Origin of the sequence: Maribacter spongiicola (assembly GCF_052119685.1) — a bacterium.
Taxonomy (GTDB): Bacteria; Bacteroidota; Bacteroidia; order Flavobacteriales; family Flavobacteriaceae; genus Maribacter; species Maribacter spongiicola_A.
The window spans coordinates 1-1,275 of sequence record NZ_JBGQOO010000035.1 but is presented as its reverse complement, the minus strand read 5'-3'; the positions used below and the strand labels follow the sequence as shown (position 1 = coordinate 1,275).

Annotated in this window: 1 protein-coding gene; it reads left to right on the top strand. The window is 27.5% G+C overall.

Annotated features, from left to right (window positions below; translation table 11 throughout):
- Window positions 1-215 precede the first annotated feature (215 nt).
- Entirely contained in the window at window positions 216-1,229 is a 1,014-nt protein-coding gene (locus ACEN2N_RS18955; protein WP_441825791.1) for a hypothetical protein, read from the top strand.
- Window positions 1,230-1,275: the final 46 nt, after the last annotated feature.

Genomic DNA, 1,275 nt, shown 5'->3' with positions numbered 1-1,275 from the left:
ACTTACACCCTCTAAATAAATCCTTATATTGCTATAAGGTAAAGATGCCCATACTGGGCACACACAATGTATAAAAATAATTGCTCAATTTTGGGCTTAACCAAAGGTCGTTGCAAGTTTACTACGTCTGATTTTCCTGCGGAAAATCCTCGCACGTAAACCCGCAACTATTCTTATACGAGACCGTTAGCACCAATTGAAAAAAAATAAAATGAATGATTGAAATATTTAAAGAACTTAGTGATTATAGTAAATATTTTGAAAATCAATTGAATTTATCTGGAACAATTTTAGGTTTATTAATTGCAACAAGTACATTTATTCTACAAAGCGGATTTACTTCTTTCAAATACAGCAGAAGTATGTTTCTTAAATACTATGTTGAGCAAAGTAAATTTATATTCTTGAGCTTAGCATATAACATCATATTTTCGTTAATTATATTATATCTCAATCTCAATTCTTACACTCTATTTTTGATTCATCTAATATTCGCTCTAACTTTTACAAAATACTTTTTGGACTTCTACTCGCATAAGGGCTATATAATGACAATCCATTCTAAAAAATATAATCCTCATAACACTCCAATATTGAAGTATTTCAGATATGTAACCAACTTAGGATTTATTCCAAATATATTAATTTATGGAACTATCTATTTGGTTTTTTTCTATCCATTACACTTTAATGCTCCTTTTCAACTGAATGAAATTCAAGTATATATGACAACTGTGAGTTGTTTTGCTTTTAGTATTTTAGTTGTAATTAGAATCATCCCTCAATTTTTTGAATTTTCTGAACAAGAATATAAGTCAAAAACTAAAAATGAGGTAATTGATAATTTGGACGTAGATGTTTCAAAAGAAAACAAAATATTAGAAGATATTTTAATCAAAAATGGACGAACTGAATTAAAAGAAAACATAAAAACGAAGGATTTTGAAAACTTGAATGCCTATATGGCTGACAATAAAAAGGAAGCTTTTTTTGTAATTAATATTGAGTTTAAAAATAAAACTGTTTACGAAATTGTCGAATCGTTGCAAGAGTATAGTTTTGATTTTTATAACGAGCTGTCAGATATATCTGTAGATGTTAACAGTTTTGTATTATCGTACTTTATAAAAGTAGATAACGACAAAAATAGAAGCTATTTTTTAAGAACAACAAGAATTGAAATAGATAGTTTGAAAACTGTAGGCTTCCCTTTTTTAGGACACCTCTAAATTCGATAAATAATTATTATTTAGGTCAGATTTGATGAAGAATTTA

What these genes read in the sequence shown, in the direction of transcription:
- ACEN2N_RS18955 (WP_441825791.1), top strand. Translation starts at nt 216, where the DNA reads ATGATTGAAATATTTAAAGAACTTAGTGATTATAGTAAATATTTTGAA.